The 26,465-nt window shown below is 69.9% G+C and carries 26 protein-coding genes and 2 tRNA genes; 9 read left to right on the top strand and 19 right to left on the bottom strand.

Features of this window, described 5'->3' with window-relative positions; all coding sequences use genetic code 11:
• Positions 1-656: 656 nt before the first annotated feature.
• The 6 genes from M1P99_RS21255 to M1P99_RS21230 all read left to right on the top strand — a co-directional run bounded on the left by M1P99_RS21255 (position 657) and on the right by M1P99_RS21230 (position 5,685).
• Entirely contained in the window at positions 657-1,406 is a 750-nt protein-coding gene (locus tag M1P99_RS21255) for an HNH endonuclease (protein ID WP_304454341.1), read from the top strand.
• Positions 1,407-1,748: 342 nt separating this feature from the next.
• Entirely contained in the window at positions 1,749-2,990 is a 1,242-nt protein-coding gene (locus tag M1P99_RS21250; RefSeq protein WP_304454340.1) for a helix-turn-helix domain-containing protein, read from the top strand.
• Between the two features lie 372 nt (positions 2,991-3,362).
• Complete coding sequence (locus M1P99_RS21245) at positions 3,363-3,785, top strand: hypothetical protein (RefSeq protein WP_304454339.1); 423 nt, start codon at positions 3,363-3,365, stop codon at positions 3,783-3,785.
• A gap of 172 nt (positions 3,786-3,957) precedes the next feature.
• Positions 3,958-4,146 (top strand): helix-turn-helix domain-containing protein, encoded by a 189-nt coding sequence (locus M1P99_RS21240; protein ID WP_304454338.1) that lies wholly within the window; start codon positions 3,958-3,960, stop codon positions 4,144-4,146.
• 36 nt (positions 4,147-4,182) lie between these two features.
• A complete protein-coding gene (xerC, locus tag M1P99_RS21235; RefSeq protein WP_304454337.1) occupies positions 4,183-5,364 on the top strand; it encodes a tyrosine recombinase XerC in 1,182 nt (393 codons plus the stop codon).
• A 33-nt stretch (positions 5,365-5,397) separates the two neighbouring features.
• Complete coding sequence (locus M1P99_RS21230; protein WP_304454336.1) at positions 5,398-5,685, top strand: tyrosine-type recombinase/integrase; 288 nt, start codon at positions 5,398-5,400, stop codon at positions 5,683-5,685.
• 99 nt (positions 5,686-5,784) lie between these two features.
• Here M1P99_RS21230 and M1P99_RS21225 read toward each other — a convergent pair.
• Positions 5,785-5,858: transfer RNA gene (locus M1P99_RS21225), tRNA-Pro, on the bottom strand.
• 155 nt (positions 5,859-6,013) lie between these two features.
• Entirely contained in the window at positions 6,014-6,961 is a 948-nt protein-coding gene (locus tag M1P99_RS21220; RefSeq protein ID WP_304454335.1) for an NADP-dependent oxidoreductase, read from the bottom strand.
• A 66-nt stretch (positions 6,962-7,027) separates the two neighbouring features.
• Between M1P99_RS21220 and M1P99_RS21215 the strand changes: the two genes are divergently transcribed.
• The gene (locus tag M1P99_RS21215; RefSeq protein WP_304454334.1) at positions 7,028-7,444 is read left to right on the top strand and encodes a helix-turn-helix domain-containing protein; all 417 of its coding nucleotides are present in this window, start codon (positions 7,028-7,030) and stop codon (positions 7,442-7,444) included.
• A gap of 225 nt (positions 7,445-7,669) precedes the next feature.
• Here the strand turns inward: M1P99_RS21215 and M1P99_RS21210 are convergent, their stop codons facing one another.
• On the bottom strand, positions 7,670-8,671 hold the full coding sequence (locus tag M1P99_RS21210) for a hypothetical protein (protein ID WP_304454333.1): 1,002 nt from the start codon (positions 8,669-8,671) through the stop codon (positions 7,670-7,672).
• A gap of 332 nt (positions 8,672-9,003) precedes the next feature.
• Positions 9,004-9,077, bottom strand: a tRNA-Pro gene (locus M1P99_RS21205).
• A 324-nt stretch (positions 9,078-9,401) separates the two neighbouring features.
• Here M1P99_RS21205 and M1P99_RS21200 point away from each other — a divergent pair.
• Positions 9,402-9,662 carry an SHOCT domain-containing protein gene (locus M1P99_RS21200; RefSeq protein WP_304454332.1) on the top strand — a complete coding sequence of 87 codons (261 nt, stop codon included), beginning with the start codon at positions 9,402-9,404 and terminating at the stop codon, positions 9,660-9,662.
• Positions 9,663-9,704: 42 nt separating this feature from the next.
• Here the strand turns inward: M1P99_RS21200 and M1P99_RS21195 are convergent, their stop codons facing one another.
• A complete protein-coding gene (locus M1P99_RS21195; protein WP_304454331.1) occupies positions 9,705-10,211 on the bottom strand; it encodes a DUF523 domain-containing protein in 507 nt (168 codons plus the stop codon).
• Positions 10,212-10,330: 119 nt separating this feature from the next.
• Here M1P99_RS21195 and M1P99_RS21190 point away from each other — a divergent pair, with 119 nt between their 5' ends.
• Positions 10,331-11,785: an MFS transporter gene (locus M1P99_RS21190; protein WP_304454330.1), complete on the top strand. Its 1,455-nt coding sequence runs from the start codon at positions 10,331-10,333 to the stop codon at positions 11,783-11,785.
• Between the two features lie 121 nt (positions 11,786-11,906).
• Here the strand turns inward: M1P99_RS21190 and der are convergent, their stop codons facing one another.
• The 14 genes from der to M1P99_RS21120 all read right to left on the bottom strand — a co-directional run bounded on the left by der (position 11,907) and on the right by M1P99_RS21120 (position 26,362).
• Complete coding sequence (gene der, locus M1P99_RS21185) at positions 11,907-13,346, bottom strand: ribosome biogenesis GTPase Der (RefSeq protein ID WP_304454329.1); 1,440 nt, start codon at positions 13,344-13,346, stop codon at positions 11,907-11,909.
• Between the two features lie 308 nt (positions 13,347-13,654).
• On the bottom strand, positions 13,655-14,359 hold the full coding sequence (cmk, locus tag M1P99_RS21180) for a (d)CMP kinase (RefSeq protein ID WP_304454328.1): 705 nt from the start codon (positions 14,357-14,359) through the stop codon (positions 13,655-13,657).
• Positions 14,360-14,440: 81 nt separating this feature from the next.
• Positions 14,441-15,592 carry a prephenate dehydrogenase gene (locus M1P99_RS21175; protein WP_304454327.1) on the bottom strand — a complete coding sequence of 384 codons (1,152 nt, stop codon included), beginning with the start codon at positions 15,590-15,592 and terminating at the stop codon, positions 14,441-14,443.
• 70 nt (positions 15,593-15,662) lie between these two features.
• Positions 15,663-16,025: a chorismate mutase gene (aroH, locus tag M1P99_RS21170; protein WP_304454326.1), complete on the bottom strand. Its 363-nt coding sequence runs from the start codon at positions 16,023-16,025 to the stop codon at positions 15,663-15,665.
• A gap of 104 nt (positions 16,026-16,129) precedes the next feature.
• On the bottom strand, positions 16,130-18,142 hold the full coding sequence (locus M1P99_RS21165) for a pseudouridine synthase (protein ID WP_304454325.1): 2,013 nt from the start codon (positions 18,140-18,142) through the stop codon (positions 16,130-16,132).
• Positions 18,129-18,725 (bottom strand): SMC-Scp complex subunit ScpB, encoded by a 597-nt coding sequence (gene scpB / locus M1P99_RS21160; RefSeq protein WP_304454324.1) that lies wholly within the window; start codon positions 18,723-18,725, stop codon positions 18,129-18,131. Before scpB ends, M1P99_RS21165 begins: the two co-directional genes overlap by 14 nt.
• Positions 18,722-19,555: a ScpA family protein gene (locus tag M1P99_RS21155; protein WP_304455785.1), complete on the bottom strand. Its 834-nt coding sequence runs from the start codon at positions 19,553-19,555 to the stop codon at positions 18,722-18,724. The genes scpB and M1P99_RS21155 overlap by 4 nt, the downstream gene beginning before the upstream one ends.
• 121 nt (positions 19,556-19,676) lie before the next feature.
• Complete coding sequence (locus tag M1P99_RS21150) at positions 19,677-20,063, bottom strand: hypothetical protein (protein WP_304454323.1); 387 nt, start codon at positions 20,061-20,063, stop codon at positions 19,677-19,679.
• Entirely contained in the window at positions 20,060-21,019 is a 960-nt protein-coding gene (locus M1P99_RS21145; protein ID WP_304454322.1) for a ParA family protein, read from the bottom strand. Before M1P99_RS21145 ends, M1P99_RS21150 begins: the two co-directional genes overlap by 4 nt.
• Before the next feature lie 253 nt (positions 21,020-21,272).
• Positions 21,273-22,340, bottom strand: coding sequence for a site-specific tyrosine recombinase XerD (locus M1P99_RS21140; protein WP_304454321.1), 1,068 nt, complete (start codon positions 22,338-22,340; stop codon positions 21,273-21,275).
• A 3-nt stretch (positions 22,341-22,343) separates the two neighbouring features.
• Positions 22,344-23,009 (bottom strand): NUDIX hydrolase, encoded by a 666-nt coding sequence (locus M1P99_RS21135; protein WP_304454320.1) that lies wholly within the window; start codon positions 23,007-23,009, stop codon positions 22,344-22,346.
• Positions 23,010-23,314: 305 nt separating this feature from the next.
• Positions 23,315-24,961, bottom strand: coding sequence for a CTP synthase (locus M1P99_RS21130; protein WP_304454319.1), 1,647 nt, complete (start codon positions 24,959-24,961; stop codon positions 23,315-23,317).
• Between the two features lie 340 nt (positions 24,962-25,301).
• The gene (locus tag M1P99_RS21125) at positions 25,302-26,009 is read right to left on the bottom strand and encodes a cation transporter (RefSeq protein ID WP_304454318.1); all 708 of its coding nucleotides are present in this window, start codon (positions 26,007-26,009) and stop codon (positions 25,302-25,304) included.
• Positions 26,009-26,362 (bottom strand): helix-turn-helix transcriptional regulator, encoded by a 354-nt coding sequence (locus tag M1P99_RS21120; RefSeq protein WP_304454317.1) that lies wholly within the window; start codon positions 26,360-26,362, stop codon positions 26,009-26,011. Before M1P99_RS21120 ends, M1P99_RS21125 begins: the two co-directional genes overlap by 1 nt.
• Between the last annotated feature and the right edge of the window lie 103 nt (positions 26,363-26,465).

Here is a 26,465-nt window from a genome sequence, read left to right as displayed (position 1 = left end):
ACCAGGCTGGTCCACCGTTCGACGTGTCCCTGCTCCCTGAGCACGGCGTGAGCATCGAAGAGACTTCATTGCTCGTGGGCCACGACGGCACCGACACCACCGAACGCGTCTACCGCCACCATCCCCGGCCGGTACGCCCGTCAGCGGGCCACATCGATGGACACCATCCACCACGGCGTGGGCTGACAGCCCACCGACCCCGGTTCAACTCCACCGGAGACGCAGAAACTGACCCGTCTGTCGACGAGCCTCTCCATGACCTGCTACTTCTCTGTCAGGACGGCGGGGATTTGAACCCATGACCTCCTGCCCCAGCCACAGCCACCGTGGCCACGGGAGGCTAAGGAAGGTCACCAGACAACACAAACCCGCAGGCCAGGAGACACCTCCCGGCCACCAGACGACGGGAGCGGTCAAAGAGGGGCGCCCGTGGTGGCCCTTCCCCCCAACCCCACCTCACCGAACAGCCAGATATGATTCTGTCAACTGCCAGCCAAAACCAACACCCCAGGACCATAATGGAAAATGACCCGGAGTGGATCAATCATAAATACTTCCGAACTTGCCAAATATCGGATACTCTAACAAAGTTCGCGCGCGGATCATCCACTGCGATCGAAATGGAAGACTTTCATGCCAGCGAGGGAATCTTGCAAATGATCCCATCATGGCAAAAAGATACCCTGGTCCACAAGCTTGCCAAAGCAGTAGCGGATGAGATTTTCCTGAATGACACCGATGGCCCATACGTAACGATCCACAATCCAGACGAAAGTTTTCAGCCAAAGAGATATCTTCCCGTTGATCTGGCACTACAGGGCTACGGAATCAAACACACCCCATTCGAAATCCCACCCCCAGATGGAAAAGTTGTTAGAGCTACACGAAATGTAACCAAATGGCAGGAGTCAGCAAAAGTAGCCAATGCGTGCTATGACTACTTTGTCGAAGATCTAAGGGACAGCCAAGCCTACGAAGACTTGCTATCCAGGATGGCAGACGAGGTGTTCCATGTCGTCTTCAGGGACCGCGTGACCATGCGTGGCCTCAACGCCTACTTCTCCATGAGCGTCGAAGAAATCGGCGACAATATCGAGATACAGGAGGAAGAAATTCAAGAAAGATTCACCAAGAAGGGAGCCCTGAAGAGAAAGGCGATCCCCGCATGGGCCAAAAGAGCCGTATATTTTCGCGAACACGGGCGCTGCGCATTCTGTGGCACGGATATATCTGGACTAGTGGACGCCATACCCAACGAGCAGTTTGACCATATCGTTCCACTTGCAAATCATGGACTGAACGATCTTAGCAACCTACAATTACTCTGCAGACCCTGCAATCTAAATAAATCTGATTCTCACTCAAATACTAGCGACAGGTACAGAAGGTGGTACAGATCACCTTGACAAAAGCCGAATAAACCTAGGTCAAGATGTAAGTACGGCATTCTCGTTTATTTGCTCTGCGCTTCCCATGAACCTATGGAGAGGACCTCACATGTCGGGGGAGGCGCTGGCCATGGTGAAACCTCATCTGACTTGGTCGAAGGCATGCGCAAACCCCGGCCAGTCATACGGACCACCTCAGTGAGTGAGTCACCGACCACCCGACGGACCGGGCTGTGCCTCGGCTTCTGGTTATCCGAGACAAGGAGGCTTTCCTTCTAGGGGATTCCCAGAGAAGCCCTGTCCCCTCAGGGGTCTGAGCCGTAACCTGGGATCGCGACCTGACCAGGGAAGGACGGCGCCATGCCCCTCGACGGCACTCCGGACCCGCACGAAATCGAGGTCCCCTTCGGCACACGGCTCAAGCTCAACCGCACCAGACGAGGCATGACCCGCGAGGTTCTGGGTGGCCTGGTCGGCCGGTCCGCGTCGTGGGTGAAGGCGCTGGAGAACGGGCGGTTGGGAACCCCCAAGCTACCCATCCTGCTCAGGCTTGCGGAAGCCCTGCGTATCCACGACCTCTCGGAACTGACAGGTGAGCAGTCCGTCGCGGTCGAGCTGTTCACCGGCCCAGGGCACGCTCACCTTCCCGCCGTGCGAGCGGCGATCAACGCCTTCCCCATGGTCACCTCGCGTCCCGCTCCGCCAATCGCCCACCTGCAAGCACGCCTGTCTCGGGCGTGGAGCGCACGGCACTCCGCGCCCAACCACCGTGAAGTGCTAGGCGGACTGCTTCCCGGGCTCATCGAAGACGCACAACTCGCCGTCCACCAAGCGGATGACGAACCGACACGGCGCACGGCTCAGGCAGTGCTGTCCGAGGTGTACGCACTCGCGCAGTTCTTCATCGCCTACCAGCCCGCTCAGAGCCTCCTGTGGCGTGTGTGCGAGCGAAGTGTGGTCGCTGCCCAGGAATCGGGCGACCCGCACGCGTTGGGCGTCTCCGCCTGGCTCATGGCCCAAGCTCACCGGGACGCCGGCGACTGGGATGCGGCCGACGTGGTCACCACGAACACCACACGGCAGTTGAGCGGCAACCTCGCGGACGCCACGGATGACGTTCTCGCCATCTGGGGTGCCCTGCAGTTCGAAGCCGGATACACCGCCGCACGGCGCGGTGAGACCGGCAACGCATGGCGACACTGGGACACCGCGCAACAGGTCGCTGACCGGCTCCCCGGCTCCTACTACCACCCGGTGACGTCGTTCTCCCAGGCGATCATGGGTGCCCACGCTGTCACCGTGGCCGTCGAACTTCGCAATGGCGGCGAGAGCGTACGCCAGGCCGCACGAACGGCGTCGGACGTCATTCCGTCGCGCCCGCGACGGGCACGGCACCAGATCGAAAGGGCACGCGCCTTCCACCTGGACGCCCAACCGGGCGAAGCCCTTCGCGTCCTCGCTGAGGCACACGAGGCGGCGCCGGAAACGATCAGGTACAACGGGTACGCACGTCGCATGATTCTCGAAGAGCTGGATTCTCGGCAACGGGAGCGGCGAGAGCAAGCGAACACACTGGCTGACAAGATCGGCATTCTCGCTTAGCCACCGATCGACGGCAGGGGGCACACTTTGTGCCCCCTGAGTCATGTCCGGCGACCTAGCGTCAGGCAACGAATCGACCCCCGCGACGCGGATGAGGCGTCCGGGGGCACGGCCAACGCTGACCAGGAGCGCTGACATGACGCACACTATCGCCCGTTTCTGGGCGATGCTGACACGACCATTGTCCGGTCCGCAGGGACGACACGACCGCCGCGGAACGCCCCCACCCCTCCCCCGCCGAACGCCCCGCTCAACCCATCAGCGTCAGAGTGTGGATGCGCTGACTCGGGTCTCGCGTACGCAGCACCAGCCCGGTGAGTTCGACGAACTCGCCGCTCTCACCCGCTGCTACCTGGCGATGCGGGAGGAGCGATGAGCGACACCACCACGTTCACCGCCAAGAACCGCGCGGTGCTCGAATCATGGGCACGATCCATGAACGCCAAGGTGACCCAAGTCGCCGAGGACTGGAGGTCCATCACCTTCCAGGCCGAGGCCACGGACTCCGAGGGCACCCGGGTCCGCTGCCGGTTCCGGCAGCCCATCCCCCGCATGGCCGCGCTTCGGCGTCTGGCACGCACCTACGTCGTCGGACTCGTCCACGACGTGGACAGCGCCCAGTGCCACCACGTGCGCCGAGTCATCCCCACCGGAGACACCGAGGTCGACGCCCGCCGTAGCGCGATCCTGATCGCTTCGGCCCTGGTCGAGATCCAGCGCCACCACACGTGCGGAGCGACCGTGAGCAATCTGGAGCCCTACGTCGTGGAACGCGCCGTGAACTGGAAGCCCTGACCCTGAACCGCCCCATGAGCCCCGCCGCGCGCCAGCGGCGGGGCTCACTGCTGCCCGCTCACGCCCTGCGTACGCAACGATCCCGACACGACCCCCGAGCACATGGCCGCAAAAGGCCCTCTCGATCGCAACCAGTAGATGAGAGCAACCATCGCGATGGAAGGCAGTGCCAGTGGGTGACAAGGTCGCGTACTCGATCGAAGAAGCAGCACAGGCCCTGAGTCTGGGACGGACCACGGTCAAGAGGCTCATCGCCACCGGGCAACTCCCCTCGGTCCGTGTCGGGCGTCGGCGGCTCATTCCTCGTTCGGCTCTGGAGGGCTACGTCAACCAGCTCATAGAGGACCAGGCACCGGCTTAGGCTGTACGGGACCGTTCCCGGGAAAGACGAGGAGTGGTGCCCAGGACGCCACGCAAGCCCACCAGGGCATCCCTGACCGACCGGCCCGACGTCTCGGTCTACTTCGACCGGACCAAGAAGCTCTGGCGCGCGGAGATCCGCCTCCGGCAGGACCCGCACACCGGCCGCTGCCAGGTCAAGAAGGTCAGCAGCAAGAACAAGAACACCCTCTACGACAAGCTGTCCACGGTCCTCGAAGACCTGGACCAGGGGGTCGACTCCCCCGCCCGCTACACCGTCGCCGACTGCGTCGCGGAGTTCCTGCGGGACCAGATCACGGACCTGGACCCCAACACCCAGGACAACTACACACGGCTCGCCAACACCCACATCACCCCCTACCTCGGCCGGTACCTGCTGGCAGAGCTGCGGGTGGCCGATGTGCTGGCGTGGCTGCGGGGACGCAAGCGGCATCTGTCGTCGCGGACGCTGCGCTTGATGCTCAACCTGTTGGAGCGCGCCATCCGCTACGCACAGGTACAGGAGATGGTCGCCCGCAACGTCGCGGAACTGGCCAGACTCGACCAGCGGGGCAGGCTCAAGGGCGACAAGCCCGGACGGCCCTCCAAGTCCATGACGCTGGAACAGGCGGTCTCCGTGCTCCGTGCGGCCGAGGGCACACGGTGGTACGCCTACCTGGTGCTCTCCATCGTCATCGGCGCGCGAACCGAGGAGATCCGGGCGCTGACGTGGGACCAGATCGACACCAGCGGTGACGTACCCACGATCCACGTGTGGACGTCGGTACGCGGCGACGGGGACACCAAGACCAGGCGGTCACGGCGCTCCCTGGAACTGCCCGGCATCGCCGTCAAAGCGATCAACGCCCATCGGGCGATGCAGGCCCGCGAACGTCTCACGGCGGCCGAACTCTGGCAGGACAACGATCTGGTGTTCTGCACGAGCTACGGGACCCCGCTGGACCGCCACAATGTCCTGCGGGACCTGCGCAAGATCATCAGAAAGGCAGGACTCAACGAGAACGAAGGGACCGTGCGCGAGCTGCGCCACACGTTCGTGTCCCTGCTGTCGGACCACGGCGTGAGCATCGAAGAGATCTCGCTGCTCGTGGGGCATGACGGCACCGACACGACAGAGCGCGTCTACCGGCATCAATTGCGACCGGTACGCCGGTCGGCAGCGAAGGCCATGGACGAGATCCTGCACGACGTGGGCTGACGCCCACCCGAACTCTGGCAGGACAACGATCTGGTGTTCTGCACGAGCTACGGGACCCCGCTGGACCGCCACAATGTCCTGCGGGACCTGCGCAAGATCATCAGAAAGGCAGGACTCAACGAGAACGAAGGGACCGTGCGCGAGCTGCGCCACACGTTCGTGTCCCTGCTGTCGGACCACGGCGTGAGCATCGAAGAGATCTCGCTGCTCGTGGGGCATGACGGCACCGACACGACAGAGCGCGTCTACCGGCATCAATTGCGACCGGTACGCCGGTCGGCAGCGAAGGCCATGGACGAGATCCTGCACGACGTGGGCTGACGCCCACCCGACCCCGGTTCAACCCCACTTCCACCCCACCGGAGACGCAGAAAAGGGCCCGTCTGACGACGAGCCCCTCTATGACCTGCTACTTCTCTGTCGGGACGGCGGGATTTGAACCCACGACCCCTTGACCCCCAGTCAAGTGCGCTACCAAACTGCGCTACGTCCCGGCCGCTGGGCGAGTGCCGTCTCCGGCCCCGCCAACGGGTAAAACCTTATCGCATTCCCGGAGTGGCTCGTACCGCCCGCCCGGGCCGCGGCGGGCGCCCCGCCCCGGCCCGCCTGGTCGGCGGGCCGCGCGGGGCGCCTGCTCACAGTCCCGGGGTCAGGCCACGGTGAGGACGACCTTGCCCATGGTGCGGCCGGTCTGGCTGTGCTCGTGTGCCTTGGCGGCCTCCTCCAAGGGGAAGGTCTCGCTCACGACCGGGCGCAGCTTCCCCGCCTCCACGAGGGCGGTCACCTCCTCCAGCTGGGTGTGGTCGGGCTCGATGCAGACGGTGGCACCGCGAACGCCCGCCGCGGTGGCCGCCTGGACGATCATCTCCTCGTCGAGGGGATTGGACACACCGATGTACAGCCCGTCCGGCCGGAGCACGCTCAGCGACCGCTCCAGGTAGTCACCGCCGATACCGTCGAGCACCACGTCGACGTCGCTGACCGTCTGCGCGAAGTCGACGGAGGTGTAGTCCACCAGCTCGTCGGCGCCCAGCTCCCGCAGCATCGCGTGCTTGGCGGCGCTGGCCGTGCCGATGACGTGGGCGCCCCTGGCCTTGGCGATCTGCACGGCCAGGTGGCCCACTCCGCCCGCCGCGGCGTGCACCAGGACGCGCTGGCCGGCCTCCACCCCGGCGGTGTCGACCAGCGCCTGCCACGCGGTGAGCGAGGCCAACGGCAGGGCGGAGGCGTGGACGTGGTCGAGGGCGGCGGGCTTGCGTGCGAAGCGCCGGGCCGGAGCGGCCACGTAGTCGGCGTAGGCGTCGGGCACGTCCGGGTAGTTGGGCATTCCGTAGACCTCGTCGCCGACCGAGAACCGGCTCGACCCCTGGGAGACGGCCACGACCACCCCCGAGACGTCGAATCCCTGGGAGAAGGGGGGCGTGAGCCAGTACCCGTGCTGCCGGAGCTTCCAGTCGACCGGGTTGACCCCGGCCGCGTGCACGCGGACCAGGATTCGGGTGGCGCCCAGATCGGGCACGGGGACCTGGGCGACTTCCAGGACCTCGGGTCCACCCAGTGTCTGCTGCTGAACGATACGCATCTGCTGCTCTGTCATGTCCCCGAGCCTTCCGGATAAGGTATCCGTTGTATAGAAGGCACTTAAAAGTCTGGTAGGTACCCTGTGTATACCGTCCCTGAACTGGCAGAACATGGTGGGGCCGACGCCTATCTCCGCAACTGCGCGTCCCGCAACATCCTCGACCTGCTGTCCAGCAAGTGGGTCTGCCTCGTCATCGGCGCGCTTCCGGACGAACCGATGCGCTTCGGGGCGCTGCGCCGCCGCCTCGACGGCATCACGCAGAAGATGCTCACCCGGACCCTGCGCGATCTGGAGCGCGCCGGCCTGGTGGACCGCCGGGTGTTTCCCACCACACCGCCACAGGTGGAGTACTCACTGACACCTCTCGGGCGGGACCTGGTCGTGCTCATGGAAGCCTTCCGCGCGTGGGCCGAGGACCACATGGAGGAGATCACCGAGGCACGTGAACGCTACGACGCGCGCGCGGCCGAGCCCGCGCAGGCGCTGAGCCCGCAGTAGGAGCCGGGCTGCGCCCTCCGCTGTCCCGGGCGGCCGATCACCATGGGACCTCGTGCTGAGGCCGAGGAGGTGGCCGCCGGGTCCGGCCCGGCCGCGGCGTCCCGGGCCGGTGAGGGCGTCGGCGGCCGTCGCGCCCGGTGGGGCGCGAAGGGCTTCTGGCCCGGCCAGAGCACGGGTCCTCCACACGGAGGACGGATTCCGCGGCGGACGGGATTCGTCCTCCTGTCAGTAGGACGAGATGTGCACGTGGTCGTAGTGGTTCTCCGTCACGCTGCCACGGTCGCTCATCGCCTTCCACTGGCCGGTGGTCGGCTGCCAGATCCGCTGCTCCCAGATCACGTACTTGACGCCCAGCCGGCTGGCGTTGTCGATGGCGTACTGGGCGATGGCGTTGCCCGTGGAGCGGTTGCCCGCGCTGGGGTGGGTGCCGATCGCCGCCACCATGAAGTCGCACGCCTGACCCGATCCGTGGTCGTCGGCGCTGTTGCGCAGGCACATGACCTCGTAGGGGACGCCGACGTTGAGAATGACCTCGTCGCGGATCGCGGCCATGCGCGGGGTCGCGCCGTCGAAGCCCACACCCTTGACGCTCGCCGGGATGGTGCCCGAGGTGGCCGAGGCCCCGGTCTCCGGCTCAGGGGGCACCTGCTCGGCCTTGTAGCGCTCGATGGCCTCCTCGACCTCCTCGCGCTGGTCCTCCAGGGTGTCGATCAGCTCCTCGGCCTCCGCGAGCTCCTCGGCGGCCGTCTCCGCGGCCTCCGCACGCTCGGCCTGCAGGTCCACCAGCTCGGAGATCCGGCCCGACTGGGTCCGGCCGAGCTGCTCGACCGCGGCCGCGTCCTGGAACATCTGCTCGGGAGAGGAGCTGAAGAACATCTCCAGCGCGGGGTCCAGTCCGGAGCTCTTGTACCGGCCGGCGGCGATGTGGACCACGCTGGAGCGCGAGTCGTCGAGTTGCTCCTCGACCTCCTCCAGGTCCGCCTCGGCCCGCTCCGCGCGCTCCTTGATCTCGGTGAACTGCAGGAGCTCGCCGTCGTAGGACTCCTCCAGATCCTCCGCCCGCTCGGTGAGCTCGTCGAGGTCCAGGTCGTCGAGGTCGGGTTCCGCGTGGGCCGCCGTCGGCGCGACGAGCACGGCCGCCAGCGCCAGCGCCAGGACTCTGCCGCCCGCGTGCCCGCCTCGGCGGCGCGAGGCATCGGCGGGGGACGGGACGGGGGTGCTGTTCATGCGAGCTCCATGGGTCGTACCGCGAGCGAGCCCGAGACGCGAGTAGCCACGGGGGTGGGGCGGGGCGGAGGGGGCCCGGCGCCGGCTCACGCCACTCACGGCACCAGCGTGAAGGTGCCAACGGGTCGGCGGGTGCACGGGAGACAATACGAGATCTTGCCGCAATATACCTAATGCCGGACTTGCAACCTTCGTCACCAGGCGTTCGTCGACCGACACGCGCCGTGCCGCATCGACCGCGGGCCGTCGCCTCCGACTCGCGTCCCCGTACCCCGGAACGCAGAGAGGGGCCCGTCTGACGACGAGCCCCTCCGTGACCTGCTACTTCTCTGTCGGGACGGCGGGATTTGAACCCACGACCCCTTGACCCCCAGTCAAGTGCGCTACCAAACTGCGCTACGTCCCGGCCGCTGGGCGAGTGCCGTCTCCGGCCCCGCCAACAGGTGAAACTCTACCGCACGATCCGGGGCGCTCACACCAGGAATCCCGGTGCGACCGCCCCTCCCGGCTTCGGCACGGCCGTGTCCGCGCCGCCGGCGGGGGCACCCCGCGGCCGCCCCGGTCACGTCGCGGCTCGTACCGAGTGCGCCGGAGGGCGCGCCCGCCCGGACCCGCCTCGCGACCCGGCCTCCCGGGACGAACGGCACGTGTTCCGGACCGTGCGACCCTAGCCGCCCCGGACACGGTCCGCACACGATGGTCTCGACGAGACTACGAGGAGGCGGGCACGATGATGTACTGGAACCAGACGAGCTGGATCTGGATGGCCGTCATGCCGCTGGTGTGGATCGTGGTGATCGGCCTGGTCGTGTGGCTGGTCGCACGGTTCGCGGTGAACACGGACACCCGACGTGAGGGGCCCCAGCGGACGAGCGCGTCCCGTGAGACACCGGAGGAGATCCTGGACCGCAGGTTCGCCTCCGGGGAGATCGACCTGGACACCTACACCGAGGCCCGCGACCGGCTCTCCTCCTACCGGGAACGACCATGACGGATGCCGCCCGCGCGGCGCCCCCGCGGGCACTGGACGGCCTCAGGCGCGCCCGGCGCCGTCCAGGCGCTCCAGGTGGGCGACGGCCTCCGCGATCTGGTTCTCGTTGAACACCGCGACGCCCCGCTCGGTGAGCAGGCGCGCCGTGACTCCGGCACCGGGCACCTTGCGGCCCCCGAACGTGCCGTCGTAGACCTCGTGGGATCCGCACGAGGGGCTGGACTCCTTCAGGATCGCCACGGCCACTCCGTGGGTCTGGGCGGTCGCCAGTGCGGAACGGGCTCCCGAGACGAAGTGGTCGCTCACGTCGGCCCCTTCGGGGGTGAGGATGCGGGCCCGGCCGTCGAGGACCATGTCGGCGTCGGCACCGGGTTCGATCTCGGCCGGGGGCCGCGGCACCGGCAGACCGCCCGCGATCTCCGGGCAGTGCACGACGAGCCGCCCCTCGGCCCTCCAGCGGTCGAGAGCGCCGTCCTCGACCGTCTTGGCCCGCCCGTCGTAGCGGACCCGTCGGCCCATCAGGCAAGCGCTCACGAGCACCTTGTGCATGCGTTCCCCTTCCGCCTCTCCTGTCACGCTACCCCCGTCACGACACGAGTGATGTCCACGATGTTCTCACTTATGGTGATTTACCATGTGCTGTGAGTGACAACTCCGAGGGGGCACACGTGAGCGACCACCAGAGCCATCGGACACCGACCCTGGTGACCGATCACCGGACCACGCGCAGGGCGGTCACGGCGGCCGCCATCGGCAACGCCACCGAATGGTACGACTTCGGCGTCTACAGCTACCTCGCCGTCACCATCGGCCTGGTCTTCTACCCGTCCCAGTCCCAGGGCGTGCAGCTCATCGCGACCTTCACCACCTTCGCCGCGGCCTTCCTCGTGCGCCCCCTCGGCGGCCTGTTCTTCGGTCCGCTCGGCGACCGCGTCGGCCGTCAGCGGATCCTGGCCGTCACCATGCTCCTGATGGCGGTCGGCACCTTCTCCATCGGCCTCATCCCGTCGGCCGCCACCATCGGCATCGCCGCGCCCCTCCTCCTGCTCGCCGCCCGCATGGTCCAGGGCTTCTCCACGGGCGGCGAGTACGGCGGCGCCACGACCTTCATCGCCGAGTACGCGCCCGACCGCCGCCGCGGCTTCCTCGCGTCCTGGCTGGAGTTCGGCACGGTCAGCGGTTACGTCGGCGGAGCCTCGGTCGTCACCCTCATGACCCTGCTGCTGGGATCGGACACCATGACGGACTGGGGCTGGCGGGTGCCCTTCCTGCTCGCCCTGCCGCTGGGCGCGGTCGGCCTGTACCTGCGTCTGAAGCTGGAGGAGACACCGGTCTTCTCGCAGGAGACGGAGGGCTTCGCCAAGGACGCCGAGGGGCACCGCCGCACGGGTCAGTTCAGGGAGACGATCATCGGCCAGTGGCCCGCACTGCTGCTGTGCGTCGGTCTGGTCATGGCCTTCAATGTCAACAACTACATGGTGACGGCCTACCTGCCCACCTACCTCAACGCCGAACTCGGCTACAGCTCCGCCCTGGGACTGGTCATGACACTGACCGCCATGGTGTTCATGCTCGTCGCGGTGACGTTCTTCGGGCGTCTGAGCGACCGCGTGGGACGCAGACCCGTCCTGCTGTCGGGGTGCCTGGCCTCCATCGCGCTGTCACTGCCGGCCTTCTGGCTCCTCCAGCGCGGCAGCCTGGTCGCGGTCGCCCTCGGTGTGCTCGTCCTGGCCCTGACACTGGTGCACTTCTCCGGCAGCGCCCCGGCCTCCCTGCCCGCGCTCTTCCCCACCAGGGTGCGCTACGGCGCCCTGGCCATCGGGTTCAATGTCTCCGTCGCGCTGTTCGGCGGTACGACACCGCTGATCGCCGAGTCGCTCGTCCGGTCGACCGGCAACCTGTACTCTCCGGCGTGGCTGGTCATGGCCGCGGGCGCGGTGGGCCTCGTGGTGGTGTGGCGGATGAAGGAGAGCGCGGGAGAGCCGCTCCCGGGCGCCCCGCACATCCCCGTCCCCGACCGCGACCCGGCACTGGCCGCCCGGCTGCCCTACCCGCGCAGGGACGGGGACGGGATGCCCTCCCCGCGGCCCAGCAACGTCCGCCGCCTGCCCGCGGACGGCTGACCCGGGTGCCCCCAGGTGGCGGCACCGGACGCCGGGCTCCGGACCTCCATCCGGCCCCGGGCACACGACGGGGGCGCCTCCCCCACGGGAGGCGCCCCCACGTCACGTCACCGGTCGGACCTCAGCGGCGGCCGCGCGGCTTGCGGTCCGGACGCACGCTTCCCTTCGAGGCGCGCCCCGGGGTCGCGCCCTTCTTCTCACGGATGCGCATGCTGATGTGCAGCGGCGACCCCTCGAACCCGAAGTCCTCACGCAGACGGCGCTCGATGAAGCGGCGGTAGTTCTCCTCGAGGAACCCCGTCGTGAACAGGATGAAGTGCGGCGGACGCGCACCCGCCTGCGTCGCGAACAGGATCTTGGGCTGCTTGCCGCCGCGCACCGGCGGCGGAGTGGCCGCCACCAGCTCCTTGAGCCAGTTGTTGAGCTGACCCGTCGGGATGCGCTGCTCCCACCCGGCCAGGCTCGTCTCGATCGCCGGGACCAGCTTCTCCATGTGGCGGCCGGTCTGCGCGGAGATGTTCACCCGCGGAGCCCAGGCGACCCGCGCCAACTGGCGGTCGATCTCCTTCTCCAGGTAGATCCGGCGCTCCTCGTCGAGGATGTCCCACTTGTTGAACGCCAGGACCAGGCCGCGCCCGGCCTCCACGACCTGCTCCACGACCCGGATGTCCTGCTCCGCCAGCGGCTCGCTGACGTCCATCAGGACCACGGCCACCTCGGCCCGCTCCAGCGCGGAACCGGTACGCATGGTCGCGTAGTAGTCCGCGCCCTGCAGGGCGCGGAACCGTCGGCGGATGCCGGCGGTGTCGATGAACTTCCAGGTCTTGCCACCGAGCTCGATCAGCTCGTCGACGGCGTCACGCGTGGTCCCGGCCACCGAGTCCACGACGACACGGTCCTCGCCGGCCAGCCGGTTGAGCAGGCTGGACTTGCCCACGTTGGGCCGCCCCACCAGGGCGATCCGGGACGGGCCGTCCTCGGCCTCGTCGTCGGTCGAACCCTCGGGGGTCTCGGGGAAGGCGGAGACGACGGCGTCGAGCATGTCGCCCGTGCCGCGCCCGTGCAGGGCGCTGATGGCGAAGGGCTGCCCCATACCGAGGTTCCACAGGTCGAGGGCGTCCGACTCCTGCATCTGGCCGTCGACCTTGTTGGCGGCGAGCACGACCGGGCGCTTGGTCGACCGCAGGACGCGGGTCACGGCCGCGTCGGCGTCGGTGATGCCCACGGTCGCGTCGACCACGAACAGGACCACGTCGGCGGTCTGCGCGGCGTACTCGGCCTGGCGGGCGACCATCGAGGCGAGACCGGTCACACTGGTCTCCCAGCCGCCGGTGTCCACGAGAGTGAACTTCGCGTTCTGCCACTCGGCGTCGTAGGCGACGCGGTCCCGGGTCACGCCCGGCACGTCCTCCACCACGGCCTCACGGCGGCCGATGATGCGGTTGACGAGACTGGACTTGCCCACGTTGGGCCGCCCGACCACGGCCACGACGGGCAGGGCCGGCGCGACGCCGTCCTGCTCCTCGTCGAAGCCCACGTCGGACATGTCGAAGTCACTCATGTACTGCTCTCCCGGTACGTAGGTTCCCGCGCGCCCAGGATGCGTGCCGCGGGAACGTGCATGGTCGGTGTCCGCGCTCTGAGGCGCGGACGCGCCGCACGGATGCCGACGGCACCCGTGTACTGGCCACGGGGAAGAACCCCCGCGGATGTTCGTCTGTTCCCCGTGAGGGGTGGAGACGGGTTGATGTGACCGGTCTGACCGGCACGGCTCCGCGTCGGGGACCGACGAACCACGCCCGTCCCCGGGCTCCCGGTTCCGGGACGTGGTCCCGGTCCGGACACCGCCACGGCGTGTGTGGCGGATGGCTAGGCCTGACGGACCTCGCCGACCTCGTCCGCCAGCTTCACGACCAGACCGATGACCTCGTCCAGGCTCAGCCCGGTCGTGTCGAGCTCGGTGGCGTCGGCGGTCTGGGTCAGCGGCGAGTGCGCCCGGCTGGAGTCCAGCTTGTCACGCCGCGCCAAATCGGCCTGCGTGGCGGCGACGTCGCTGGTGCGGACCTCCTTGCTGCGCCGCATCGCACGGGCCTCCGCGCTCGCGGTCAGGAACAGCTTGACCGGCGCCTCCGGCGCGACCACGGTCGTGATGTCACGGCCCTCGACCACGATGCCCGCGCTCTCGCGCCGGGCCGCGTCGATGACCTCGCGCTGGGTGCGCACCAGCAGCGCACGCGCCTCCGGCACGGCCGAGACGGCGCTGACACTGCCGGTGACGTCCTTGCCGCGGATCTCGGCGGCCACGTCGCGGCCGTCGACGCTCACGGTGGGCGCGGAGGGGTCGGTGCCCATCTCGATGACGGGCCGCTCGACGAGCGCGGCCACCGCGGCGGCGTCGTTGACGTCCACCCCGTGGTCGAGCATCCACCAGGTCAGGGCCCGGTACATCGCCCCGGTGTCCAGGTAGCGCAGGTCCCGCGCCCGGGCGACGCCCTTGGCCGTGCTCGACTTGCCCGACCCGGAGGGACCGTCGATCGCGATGACGATGCCCTGGTTGCCGTCCTGCACGCTCACTGCCGCTGTCTCCCCGCTACCGATACCGCCTGCCGACGCACCAGCTTACCCCTGGCGGCGTCCGCCCCGAACCCCGTGCTCTCAGGCCCCGGTGTGCACCGACCAGCCGTCGTCGGCCAGCGCTCGGGCGAGCGGGTCCACTGCGGCGGGCAGCACGTACAACTGGGCCACGCCCAACGGCAGGCCCGGGGTGTGCTCGATACGGACGTCCTCGATGTTGACCCCGGCGTCGGCCGCCACGGCGAACATGCGCCCCAGCACACCGGGCTCGTCGGGGATGACGACCGGGAGCACGGTGTAGTCGGGCAGCTTGACCCCGCCGTGCTTGCCGGGCAGGCGCTCCTGACCGGAGCGGCCCCGGGCGAGGAGGTCGCGTACCGGCTCCAGGGCGTCGTCCCCGCCCCCGCCGCCGGACCCCGCCAGGGCCCGCAGCGCGTCGGCCGTCGCGGCCAGGTCGGCGGCCATCCCGTGCAGGACGTCGGCCACCGGGACGGCGTTGTGCGTGAGGATCTCGGTCCACATGGCCGGATCCCCGCCGGCGACGCGCGTCACGTCGCGCACGCCCTGCCCGGCGAGGGTGAGCGCGGTGTCGTCGCCCGACAGCAGCCGGGCGGCCACCGCGGAGGAGGCCACGTGCGGAGCGTGCGAGACCAGTGCGACCGCGCGGTCGTGCGCCTCCGCCTCCAGCACGAGCGGGTCCGCGCCGCACATCCTCGCCAGCTCGGCGACGGCGGCGACGGTCTCGGGGCCCGCCTTGCCGGTCGGGCACAGGGCCCACGAACGCCCGAGGAACAGGTCCGCCCGGGCCGCTCCCGGCCCGTGCTTCTCCCGGCCGCCCATGGGGTGGCCGGGCACGAACGTGGCCATGTCGCAGCCGAGCCGCTCGGCCTCGGCGAGCACGCTCGCCTTCACACTGGCCACGTCGGTGTACACGTGCGCGAGACCGCGGTCCTGGGCACCGCGCAGGACCGCGGGGATCACCGCGGGCGGCGCGGCGATGACCGCGATGTCGACGGGGCGGGCCTGCGCCGACTCGTCCAGGGCCCGGCCGGCCCCGAGGTCGCTGGCCAGGCGCACCGACGCCGCGTCCGGGTCCGACAACAGCACGTCGACCCCCCGGGCGCGCAGCGCGAGCGCGATCGACGTACCGATGAGCCCGGTCCCGACCACCGCGACCCGGCTCACGGAGGGCCGGTGGTCCGCGACCTCGTCGGCGCCCTTGCTGTTACCCACTGCTCTCCCGCTCTCCGACGTGCGTGTGTCCTCCCAGCGTATGGCCTCACCGGGGAGAACGGCCTCCGTGCTACTGCGCGATGTCCAACCGCAGGGCCTGCGCGCCGCGCAGGTAGACGTGCTGGACCTCCGACCGCGGCCGGTCGGTCTCCACGTGGGCCATCAGGCGCACCACGCGCGGCAGGGCGTGCGGGACGTCGATCTCGCTCGCGCACATGAGGGGCACGTCCGCGAATCCGAGCTTGCGCGCGGCCAGTGCCGGGAACTCGGAGGTCAGATCAGGGGTGGCCGTGAAGAGCACGCTGATCACGTCGTCGGTGACGAGCTCGTTGCGGCGCATCACCTCGGAGACCAGTTCGGCCGTGGCCTCCAACACCTGCTCGCGTTCGTCCGCGTCGACCTGCACCGCACCGCGGATGGCCCGTACCGCCACGTTCGATCCCGCCTCATCCTTGCTCCGTCCGGCCGTGCCCCGGATAAGGGAACGGCGGCCACCACCACGGAGGGAGTCCGCGCGGTGACCGCCGTCAACTGTATCTACAGGCCGGCGGCCGCGTAGAGTTCGCCCACCTCGCGCGAGGTCAGCGCCCGCATGGTGCCCTGCTGGAGGGCGTTCAGGTCGATGGGTCCGACCTGGGTGCGGGCGAGGTCGGCGACCGGGTGGCCGACGGCCTCCATCAGGCGGCGCACGATGTGCTTGCGCCCCTCGTGCAGGCGGATCTCCACCATGGCCTTGGGCGCGTCGTTGTCGACGACGCGGAACGAGTCGACCTCGACCGGTCCGTCGTCGAGCTCGACGCCCTTGTTGACCTCGCGGACCACGCGCTGGGGAACCGGGCCCGGGACCATGGCCACGTAGGTCTTGACGACCTTGTAGCGCGGGTGGGTCAGGCGGTTGGCCAGCTCACCGTCGTTGGTCAGCAGGATCAGGCCCTCGGTCTCGGTGTCGAGACGACCGACGTGGAAGATGCGCTCCTCGGTCTGGCCGGTGTAGTCGGCCAGCGTCGGGCGGCCCTCCGGGTCCCACATGGTGCTGACCACTCCGCGCGGCTTGTTGAGCGCGAAGTAGAGCTTGTCCGGGGCGGTGACGACACGCATGCCGTCGACACGGATCTCCGAGGCCTCGGGGTCGACGCGGGCGCCGAAGCGCCGGACGACCTGTCCGTCCACGGAGACGCGGCCGGCGGCGATCATCTCCTCGCTGGCGCGGCGGCTGGCCACACCGGCGGCGGCGAGGGCCTTCTGGAGGCGGATGCCGCCCTGGACGTCGCTGTAGGAGTCGCGGTCCTCGCCGAGGTGGTCCTCGTCCTTGGGGTTGTAGTCGGCGCGCAGCGCGCTGAGGCGCTCACGGGCCGCCTTGGACAGCTGGCTCTCCTTCGTGACACCGGCCGCGGGGGCGGCGTCACGCTTGCGGGGCCGGTCGTCCGGACGGCGGTCGTCCCGCCGGTCGCGGTCACGGTCTCCCCCGAAGGAACGGCGGTCGCCGCCCTGGTCACGGGAGCCCTTGTAGCCGCCCCGGTCGTCACGACCCTGGTAGCCACCGCGGCCACGGTCGTCACGCTGATCGCGCGGACCCTTGAAGCCACCGCGGTCGCGGTCGTCACGGTTCTGGTAACCACCGCCACGGCGGTCATCACGACCCTGGTAACCGCCACGGCGGTCGTCACGACCCTGGTAACCGCCACGGCGGTCATCACGACCCTGGTAACCGCCACGGCCGCGGTCGCCGCCCTGGTCACGCGAACCCTTGAAGCCACCGCGGTCGTCCCGCCGGTCACGGTCGCCGGTGAAGGAACGACGGTCATCACGCTGATCGCGCGAGCCCCTGTAGCCGCCCCGGTCATCGCGACCCTGGTAGCCACCGCGGCCACGGTCGTCACGCTGATCGCGCGGACCCTTGAAGCCACCGCGGTCGCGGTCGTCACGGTTCTGGTAACCACCGCCACGGCGGTCATCGCGACCCTGGTAACCGCCACGGCCACGGTCGCCGCCCTGGTCACGCGAACCCCTGTAACCGCCACGGTCACGGTCGCCCGCGAAGGAACGGCGGTCATCGCCCTGCTCGCGGGAGCCCCGGTAGCCGCCGCGGTCGTCCCTCCGGTCGCGGCCACGGTCGCCGCCGAAGGAACGGCGGTCATCGCCCTGCTCGCGGGAGCCCCGGTAGCCGCCGCGGTCGTCCCTCCGGTCGCGGCCACGGTCGCCGCCGAAGGAACGGCGGTCACCGCCCTGGTCACGCGAACCCTGGTAACCGCCACGGCCACGGTCGTCGCGCTGGTCCCGCGCGCCCCGGTCACGGCCGCGGTCACGGTCATCACGACCCTGGAACCCGCCACCGCGACGGTCGTCCCGCCGGTCGCGGTCACGGTCTCCGCCGAAGGAACGGCGGTCGTCTCGGTTGCGGGGGCCCCGGTCGCCGCGGAATCCGCCGCGCGACCGGTCGTCGCCCCTCTCGCCGCGGCCGCCCTGGCCGCCGCGCTTGTCGTAGTCGCCGCGCTCACCGCGCGGGGCGTCGTCCCGCGCACCGCGGGAACTGTCGTTAGGTGTGCTCACCGGTGTCGTCTAGACCTTCGATGTCGTCGGGGAGGAACGGCGCCAGATCAGGCAGCTCGTCGAGGCCTCGCAGGCCCAACCGTTCCAGGAAATAGGAGGTGGTCCGATACAGCAGCGCACCGGATTCGGAATCGTGTCCGGCCTCTTCGATCAGGCCCCTCAGTACGAGGGTACGCATAACCCCGTCGCAGTTGACACCGCGTACGGCGGAGACCCTGCCCCGGGAGACCGGCTGTCGGTAGGCCACCACCGCCATCGTCTCGAGCGCGGCCTGGGTGAGCCGCACCTCCTGGCCCTCCTTGAGGAAGTGCTCGACGACGTCGGCGCATTCGGGCCGCGTGTACACACGCCACCCTTCGGCCACCGCCCTCAGGTCGAAACCGCGCCCCTGCTCGGTGTATTCCCTCGACAGGTCCTCCAGCGTCCGGGTCACCACGTCCAAAGGGACGTCCAGGGCGCGGGCCAGCTCGTACTCCGACACCGGCTGGTCCACCACCATCAGCACCGCCTCCAGATCGCGGCGCAGGGTGGGCGGGGGCGCTGCGGAGAGATCACCCACATCGGTCGTGCCGTCGGCGCTCACTCGGCCTCCACGGTGTCGTCGTACTCGGTTTCCACCTCGACCTCGGCGTCGCCGCCGGTCCAGGTCACGATGAGTTCGCCCAGCGGTTCGGGCTGGTCGAAGGCCACGTTGCTGGCACGGTACAGCTCCAGCAGGGATAGGAAACGGGCGACGACCTCGAAGGTACCGGTACAGCCGTCGGTCAGCTCGACGAACGTCAGCCGCCCGTGCTCGCGCAGGGCCGCCACCACGAGCTCGCCCTGCTCCCTGACGGAGGTCTTGGTCTGGTGGATGTGCGTGACCGGAACGCTCGGCGGCTCCTTGGGGGTGAACACCATCCCGGCGAGCGCCGCGAACTTCTGCGGGCCGAGCTTGAACAGCACGTCCGGCCGCATCGAGGCGAACCGCTCCTCCAACTGCACCGCCCGCGCGTACCTGCGCCCCTGCGATGCCAGCCGGTCGCGCATCAGGGCCGCGACCTCCTTGTAGGCCCGGTACTGCAGCAGGCGGGCGAACAGCAGGTCGCGGGCCTCCAGCAGTGCCAGGTCGCCCTCGTCCTCCACGTCGCCGCGCGGCAGCAGCCGGGCCGCCTTCAGGTCCAGCAGGGTGGCCGCGACCAGCAGGAAGTTGCTCGCCTGGTCCAGGTCCCAGGCGTCCCCGTGCGCCCGGATGTGCGCGATGAACTCGTCGGTGACCTTCGACAGCGACACCTCGGTGATGTCCAGCTTGTGCTTGGAGATCAGCCCGAGGAGGAGGTCGAACGGTCCCTCGAAGTTGTCCAGGTGCACTTGGAAGGCGTGCTCGTCCACCTCGTCGGCGTCGTCGCCTCCGTGGTCCCCCTCAGCCGCCATGACCGCGGCCCCGCGTCGTCTCACTCATGAGTCAAGGGTGTCACCGGTCGGATCCGACCGGTGACACCCGCGTCCCTTCGTTCCCGAACCGGCACCCCCTCCGATGCCAGTGCGGGTGCTGCTAGTCCTCGCTCAGTCGCCTGACCAGCATGCTGGTCTGGCCGTTCTCCTCGAAATCGGCCAGCAGGACCGCGACGGCCTCGCGGACGAGGCGGCCGCGGTCGGCCGACAGCCCGTGCTCCGCGCGCAGCGAGAGCCGGGTCTGTTCCAGGGCCAGCAGTTCGGGCCCGGAGATGTAGACGGTGATCTTCTCGTCATGACGCTGGCGTCCGCTCGGCTTGGGCGCACCGTCCGGCTGGGCGATGATCCTGCGCCTGCGGCGCGCCGTCGTCTCGGGCGGACTCTTCTGCTCCGGTGCCGTGTACTGGCGTTCGGTCTCCGCGGGCGGCGCTTCCTCCGCGCCGCCGGAGGGGCGGAAGAACAGTTCGTCCGCCCCCGGTAGGGTCACGCGCCGTGACCGCTGAGAGGCCACCTCGCCAGCACCTCCTTGGCCAGATCCCGATAGGCGTTGGCCCCGGCCGATGACGAGTCGAACCTGGTGATGGGTTCGCCCGCCACGGTGGCGTCCGGGAAGCGCACGGTGCGGTTGATGACCGTCCCGTACACCTTGTCGCCGAATCCGTCGATGATCGTGGACAGCACCTCGCGCGCGTGGAGCGTGCGCGGGTCGTACATGGTGCCCAGGAAGCCGTCGATGACCAGGTCCTCGTTGAGGCGCTCCTGGACCTTCTGGATGGTGTCCATCAGCAGGGCCACACCGCGCAGCGCGAAGAACTCGCACTCCAGCGGCACGATGACGCCGTCGGCCGCGGTGAGCGCGTTGACGGTCAGCAGGCCCAGCGACGGCTGGCAGTCGATCAGGACGACGTCGTAGTCGTCGATGACCGGGCGCAGCGCGCGGCCGAGCATCTGCTCACGCGCCACCTCACCGACCAGCTGGACCTCGGCGGCCGACAGGTCGATGTTGCTCGGGATGAGGTCGAGACCCTCGATATCGGTCTTGAGCAGGACGTCCTCGACCGCCACGTCCCGCTGCATGAGCAGGTTGTAGACGGTCAGGTCCAGCTCACGCGGGTCCAGCCGGCCGAGGCCGACCGAGAGCGCTCCCTGCGGGTCGAAGTCGACCAGCAGCACGCGTCGGCCGCACTCCGCGATGGCCGCGCCGAGGTTGATGGTGGTGGTGGTCTTACCGACGCCACCCTTTTGATTACACAGTGCTACAATCCGTGCCGGGCCGTGTTCGTCGAGCGGCTCGGGCTCCGGATAGGTTCGTTCCGGTCTTGTCGTGTGCAGATCCGCCCCCGTGTTGCGTGTCGTGCCCCAAGGGTTGGTCACCGGGTCGACGAGGTCCTCCTCGCCGACGGGTGCGGTCTTCGCCGCCACGTCGTTCTCCGACCAGTTCACAACCCTGGACCTCCCCTACGGACCGGCCACGGCCCGAAGGGATGCCGTGCCCCTGCGCCTGGCCGCCGTCGGAAACTCAATATGTCGACAGCAACGTACCGCCGTGCGGCGACTCTAGGACGCCGACACGGCGCACATCAACGTAAACCTGTCTGTAGAATCCCACGCCTTCGTCCCCGGGGGAAATCGAACGGGAACTCCGCGGTGCCCCGCTTCCCCCGCACAGCAGGCCTTTTCGCATCGTTCGGCCAGTTCACCGGCGTGCACGGGGATGACTCGCGGCGTAGACCTCGCGCAGGTGCTCGACCGTGACCAGCGTGTAGATCTGCGTGGTGGTGACCGAACTGTGCCCCAGCAGTTCCTGCACGACACGGATGTCGGCTCCCCCGTCGAGCAGGTGTGTGGCGAAGGAGTGCCTCAGGGTGTGCGGCGAGACCCCCTCCACCCCGGCCCGGTCGGCGACCGCGCCCAGGACCGCCCAACCGCCCTGACGGGTCAGCCGGCCGCCGCGCGCGTTGAGGAACAGCGCCGGGCCGCCCCGCCCCCGGGCCGCCGAGGCCGCCAGCACGGGGCGGGCCCGCACCAGGTAGGCGGACAGGGCACGGCGGGCGTAGGAGCCCAGCGGCACCACGCGTTCGCGGCCGCCCTTGCCGCGGAAGCGCACGAGCCCCACGGCGCGTTCGGCGGCGACCGCGTCGGAGACGTCGTCGACGTCCAGGCCCACCGCCTCGGAGATCCGGGCGCCGGTGCCGTAGAGGACCTCCAGCAGGGCGCGGTCGCGCAACGCCAGCAGGGCGGCGCGGTCGCCCGCCCCCGCACCGGGCGCTGCCGCCGGAGCGCCCCGGGACCCGGCCCGCGACCCGTCACCGCCCGGCGCCTCCGGCTGCGGGGCGCCGGCCATCGGACCGGACGCGTCCAGGAGGCGCTCCACGTCCTCCAGGGTCACGGCCTTGGGCAGTCGCAGAGGCGGGGACGGCGGGGTCACCTCCGCCGCCGGGTCGTGGTCGGCCCACCCCTCACGCACCGCGAAGCGGTGCAGGCCGCGTACGGCGGCCAGGGCGCGCCCGGCCGAGGCGGCGCTCAGCGGCGCGTGCTCCTCGTCGCCCTCGCGCAGGACCTGGAGGAACCCCCCGACCCGGGACCCGTCCACGTCGGCCAGGTAGGCCACGCCGGCGCCGGTCAGGTGGCGGGTGTAGCGGCGCAGGTCACGGCGGTAGGCGAGCAGGGTGTTGGTCGCCAGCGCCCGCTCGGCGCTGAGGTGGTCCAGGAAGGCGGAGCTCACCTCCGCCAGCGGCGCGGCGACCCCGGCGTCCTCGCCCACGGCTCAGCCGTCGGCGGGGGCGCGCAGGGACGCGAATCCTGTCGCCGCCGCGGTCTGGGCGGCCAGGACCCCGATGACCGTCGACGCGTTGTGCAGACGGCCCGCCATGACCAGGCGCACGGCCTCGTCCAGGGGGACCCACTCGGCCGCCAGGTCGGTCTCCTCGTGCTCGCGGACGAAGTCGATCTCCTCCGCGGGCACCTCGGACAGGTCACGGGCGAGGTAGACGTGGATGCGCTCGTCGGAGAAGCCCACGGTGGGGAAGAAGTCGGCGAGCTCGTGCCAGCGCCGTGCGCGCAGCCCCGCCTCCTCGACCAACTCGCGCTGGGCGGTGAGCAGCGGGTCCTCGCCCTCCACGTCGATCAGCCCGGCGGGCAGCTCCCACATGGTGTGCCGGACGGCGTGCCGGTACTGGCGCAGCAGCAGGACCCGGCCGTCCTCGTCCAGGGCCAGGGCCGCGGCGGCGCCGGGATGGACCATGTAGTCGCGGGCGGCCAGGGACGTGCCCTCCCCGTTGGCGCCGGGCATCACCACCCAGTCGGTGCGCATCCCGCACTTGGGGCCCTGGTAGCGCTCCTCGGAGCGCTCGACCGGCCAGGCGTCGGGGACGTCCGCGATCTTCGCGTCCGCCCCCGGTCGGCGGCCGTCCGGGTGTGTCTCACTGGCCATGCGTTCGCCCCTCAGGCTGACATGCTTCGTCGGTCATCGCTGGTCGCTCTCCACCATGTAGCACATCGCCGCGACCACCCGGCCGGGTCGGGGGCATCCGCACGCCGCCCCACCCCGCCTGGACCGGCCCGGCTCCAGTCCAGCCCGCCGCGGCGGGAAGCCCCGGCCCGCGAACGTGGGGCCGGCGCGGCCACCGCGGAGAACGCGGCCGCACCGGCCGGGCCGTCAGGGTTGTCCGGGCGAGGGAGCGCGCCCGACCGCAGGCCGGGCGCGCTCCCTCCGGACCCGGCCTGCGGGGGCCGGGATCACCTGGACGCGTTCCTGTGCTCCAGCGCGGCGGAGACCAGACCGCGGAAGAGCGGATTGGCCTTGGTCGGGCGGGAGCGCAGCTCCGGGTGCGCCTGCGTCGCGATGAAGAACGGGTGGACGTCCCGGGGCAGTTCGACGTACTCCACCAGCTTGCCGTCGGGGGAGAGCCCGGAGAACACCAGGCCGGCCCCCTCCAGCTTGGCGCGGTAGGCGTTGTTGACCTCGAAGCGGTGGCGGTGGCGCTCGGAGACCTGCGCCTGGCCGTCGTAGACCTCACGGGCCAGAGTGCCCTCGCCCAGGTCCGCCGGGTACATGCCCAGGCGCATCGTGCCGCCCATGTCGCGCTCACCGGCGACGACGTCCTCCTGGTCGGACATCGTGGCGATGACCGGGTCCACCGCCTTGTCGTCGAACTCGGTGCTGTTGGCGCCCTCCATGCCCAGGACGTTGCGGGCGCTCTCGATCACCATGGCCTGCAGGCCCAGGCAGATGCCCAGCATCGGGATCCGGTTCTCACGGGCGTAGCGGATGGCACCGAGCTTGCCCTCGATACCGCGGATGCCGAAACCGCCGGGGATCAGGACGCCGTCGGCGTCGGCCAGCTCGGCGGCCGCACCCGAGGGGCTGGCGCAGTTGTCACTGGCCACCCAGCGGATGTTGACGCGCGTGTTCGTGGCGAACCCGCCCGCGCGCAGGGCCTCGCTCACCGACAGGTAGGCGTCGGGCAGGTCGATGTACTTGCCGACCAGGGCGATGGTCACCTCGTGGTCGGGCTGGTGGACGCGGCGCAGCAGCTCGTCCCACTCGGTCCAGTCCACGTCCCGGAACGGCATGCCCAGGCGCCGCACGACGTAGGCGTCCAGGCCCTCGCGGTGCAGCACCTTGGGGATGTCGTAGATGGAGGGGGCGTCGGGGGTGGAGACCACACCGGCCTCCTCCACGTCGCACATGAGGCTGATCTTGGCCTTGAGGCTCTGCGTGATGGGCCGGTCCGAGCGGCACACGATGGCGTCGGGCTGGATACCGATGCTGCGCAGGGCCGCCACGGAGTGCTGGGTGGGTTTGGTCTTCATCTCCCCGGACGGGCCGAGGAACGGGATCAGGGACACGTGCAGGAAGAAGCAGTTGTCCCGGCCGATCTCGTGCCGGATCTGGCGGACCGCCTCCAGGAAGGGCTGCGACTCGATGTCGCCGACGGTCCCGCCGATCTCGGTGATGACGATGTCGACGTCGGGGGCGTCCATCGCGTAGATGCGCGACTTGATCTCGTTGGTGATGTGCGGGATGACCTGCACCGTGTCACCGAGGTAGGCGCCCTGGCGCTCCTTGGCGATGACGCTGGAGTAGACCTGGCCGGTGGTGACGTTGGCCGAGGCGGACAGCTCGGTGTCCAGGAAGCGCTCGTAGTGGCCGACGTCCAGGTCGGTCTCGGCCCCGTCGTCGGTGACGAAGACCTCGCCGTGCTGGAAGGGGTTCATGGTCCCCGGGTCGACGTTGAGGTAGGGGTCGAGCTTTTGCATGGTGACCCGCAGGCCGCGCGACTTCAGGAGTCGTCCCAGGCTGGAGGCGGTGAGGCCCTTGCCAAGACTGGAGGCGACGCCGCCAGTAACGAAAAGGTGCTTGGTACTCGCGGCGGATGCCAAAGTGTTGCTCCCGTGGGTTGAGTGGCTACGGCGGGCTCGGGATGAACTGAGCGGCCGTGCGGCGGTCCGGTGCGGGGCGGTCTGGGATGCGCCGAGACGGCGCCGGACTCCACGGGGCACCAGGATAACAGGCCACCCGTGCCTCCACATCAGCGAACGCCGAAAGGGCCGGTGCTGTTCCCCGCCGCGACCAGCGGCGTCGCCCACGGCACGGGGGGTGCGCCCGTTCCCGTGGCGCCGGTGTCACGTCCGCCACAGCACCACGGCGCGGACCGGTCCCGCCCCGGGGCACGGGACGCGGTGAAGCGTCCGCGCTCCCCGTAGACGGGCGCTGATCGGCTCAGGGACGGTCGGGACCGTGGTCCGAGTGGCAGTCGGAGCAGCAGTCGTCCTCCTCGGCCGGCGACACCCCGACCAGGGCGGCCGCGCCGGACCCGCAGCAGGCGTCGCCGCGCCAGGCCTCGACCCCCTCCCGGACGGCCAGGCCGGCGATGAGCAGTGCCACGACCGGGTCGGCCCACGCCCAGCCCCACAGAGCGTTCAGCAGCAGCCCGCCGAGCAGGGCGACCGAGAGGTAGGCGCACAGCAGGGTCTGCTTGGAGTCGGCGACGGCCGAGGCCGATCCGAGCTCGCGGCCCGCCCGGCGCTGGGCCAGGGACAGGGTCGGCATGATCACGACCGACAGCGCGGCGAGCACGATCCCGACCGGCGAGGGATCGGCCTCCTGGGCCCCCAGGAGGGAGCGCAGCGCCTCGACGGTGACGTAGGCGGCGAGGGCGAAGAAGGCGAGCGCGATGACGCGCATGGCCCTGGCCTCACGGGCCTGGCGGGTGCGCGCGTCACGGGCGGAGAACTGCCAGGCGACGGCGAGCGCGGAGGAGACCTCGACGAGCGAGTCCAGCCCGAAGCCGACCAGGGCGGCCGAGGAGGCCACCCGCCCGGCCCAGATCGCCACGACGGCCTCGCCGAGGTTGTAGACGATGGTGACGGCGACGAGGAGGCGGATGCGGCGGGCCAGCACGGTGCCGCGTTCGGTGGAGACGGTCATCAGCACGCCCCCGCCTCGTTCGCGCAGGCCGGATCGGCCTCGTCCGCGCAGGCCTGGTCGGTCTGGACCGCGATCACGGCCGAGCGCAGGTCGTCCAGGGCGTGCGCCAACCGCGGGTCGGCGAGTTCGTAGCGCACCCGTCGGCCCACGGGGACGGTGACGACCAGCCCGCAGTCGCGCAGGCAGGACAGGTGGTTGGACAGCCGCGTCCGGCTGATGCCGAGTTCCTCGGCCAGCTCGGCGGGGTGGGCGGCGCCGTCCCGCAGCACCAGCAGGACCCGGCAACGGATGGGATCGGCGAGGGCCCGGCCGAACCGGGCGAGTGCGTCGATGTCGGTGGCGAGTTGGAGCATGCGCCCACGATACACGGATACCTGAATCCAGGATACGGTGAATCAAGGGAGGGCCCCGGCCCTGGCCGGACGGCGACGACCAGGGCCGCACCCGACGGGGCCG

The organism is Nocardiopsis sp. YSL2 (assembly GCF_030555055.1).
In the GTDB taxonomy this organism is placed as follows: Bacteria; Actinomycetota; Actinomycetes; order Streptosporangiales; family Streptosporangiaceae; genus Nocardiopsis.
The sequence above is the reverse complement of the archived record's forward strand: the minus strand, read 5'-3'. Positions and strand labels throughout refer to the sequence as shown.